Here is a 1,743-nt window from a genome sequence, read left to right on the forward strand (position 1 = left end):
GTAGCCGTTCACGCTCCGAGTTGCTCGGCCCATCCCGCCAGTTTATAGCGGCATCATGAATGGGCCGGCGTCGATCCCTCAGCACATCTGGGACAGCCTTTCCGACGAGGCCCGCGTCGTCATCGGGGTCGTCGTCGATGGCTTGGAACGCCAGGTCACCGAGTTGAAGCAGAAGGTCCAGGGCCTGAAGGCCCGCGTCGACCAGAACTCCGCCAACAGCTCCAGGCCGCCATCGTCCGACCCGATCGGTGTGAAGCGGAAGCCGCCCTCGCCTCCTTCCAGAAGATCCCGGGGTGGCCAGAAAGGGCATCCCCGGCGGATCAGGGCCTTCGCGGCGCCCGACCGAGTCGCATCGATCACCGACTGCAAGCCGGCCGAGTGCCGGAGATGCGGCCATCCCCTGGGCGGTGAGGATGCCGAGCCCAGGCGTCATCAGGTGGCCGACCTGCCGCCGATCGAGCCCGAGGTGCATGAGTATCGGCTCCACCGGCTGGCCTGCCCCCACTGCAAGACGGTTACCAGCGCCGCCTTGCCCGAGGGCGTACCCCGGGCGTCGTTCGGCCCCCGATTGCACGCGGCCCTGAGCGTGCTGACCGGGGCTTACCGCTTGGGCAAGCGGCAGGTGACGCGGATCTGCTCCGACCTGCTGGGCCTGCGGATCTCCCTGGGAATGATCGCCAAGCTGGAGCGGATCACCTCCGACGCGCTGGAGCAACCGGTGGCCGAGTTGGCCGAGCGGGTGAAGGCGGCCGGGGCGGCGAATATCGACGAGACCGGCTGGCGGGAGGAAGGCCCCAAGGCCTGGCTGTGGGTCGTGGCGACTTCACTCGGGGTCGTCTTCCGCGTCGCCCGCTCCCGGTCCGGGGCGATCGCGCGGGGCCTGCTCGGCGCGGAGCCGAAACCGATCGTCATCAGCGATCGCTTCCCCGGATACGAGTGGATCGAGCTGAAGTCGAGACAGGTTTGTTGGGCCCATCTCCGCCGCGACATGCAGGCGATGGTCGACCGCGATGGTGACGGGGCCGAGGTCGGACGCCGATTGCTCTGGCAGTCGGGCAAGCTGTTCGAGTCCTGGCATAAGGCCCGCGACGGCACCATCCGGCGGACGACCTTCCTCCAGACCGTGGCCTGGCTCCGACCGATGGTCCGCTTGACCCTGGAGTCGGGGGCGGCATGCACCTGCCCGAAGACGGCGACCACGTGCGTCGAGTTGCTGCGGTTGTGGGACTGCTTGTGGACCTTCACCCGGGTCGAGGGGGTCGAGCCGACCAACAACGCGGCCGAGCGTGCCCTGAGGCACGCGGTGATCTGGCGGCGGACCAGCGGCGGGACCGACAGCGAGGCGGGGAGCCGGTTCGTCGAGCGGATGTTGTCGGCGGTGGCCACGTGCCGCCAGCAGGGCCGAGACGTCCTGGATTACGTGACGGAGTGCCATCGGGCCCACCTGGCGGGCCGGGGATGCCCCTCTCTCCTGCCCGGAGTGGCGCTCACGGACGACGGCCCGGCGGTCGCCGCCATGCGAGCCGAGGGCCGGCTCGGATGAGTCGTACCGAACGGTGGGCGCTGGGAGACATCCTGGTGGACCGGGAGCTTTCGGCGGGGGAGATCATTGCCTGGCTCGGCCGTGCTCTCGACCTCCGGCCCGAGGGGATCTTCCTGATCGATGAGACTGAGCAGGTGCTGGAACAACCGGCATCGGCGAGCGTGGCCTGCCAACGATCAGTCCGCGAAGGTGAAGACTAC

2 protein-coding genes are annotated in these 1,743 nt (G+C 69.0%); both read left to right on the top strand.

Annotation, left to right across the window (positions count from 1 at the left end; all coding sequences use genetic code 11):
* The first annotated feature begins 55 nt into the window (after positions 1–55).
* Positions 56–1,543 (top strand): IS66 family transposase, encoded by a 1,488-nt coding sequence (gene tnpC, locus G6O68_RS31735; RefSeq protein WP_240911590.1) that lies wholly within the window; start codon positions 56–58, stop codon positions 1,541–1,543.
* On the top strand, positions 1,540–1,743 hold a 204-nt coding region (locus G6O68_RS31740; RefSeq protein ID WP_165253752.1), incomplete at its 3' end, for a hypothetical protein. The genes tnpC and G6O68_RS31740, both read left to right, overlap by 4 nt.

This window comes from Paludisphaera soli (assembly GCF_011064595.1).
Lineage (GTDB): Bacteria > Planctomycetota > Planctomycetia > Isosphaerales > Isosphaeraceae > Paludisphaera > Paludisphaera soli.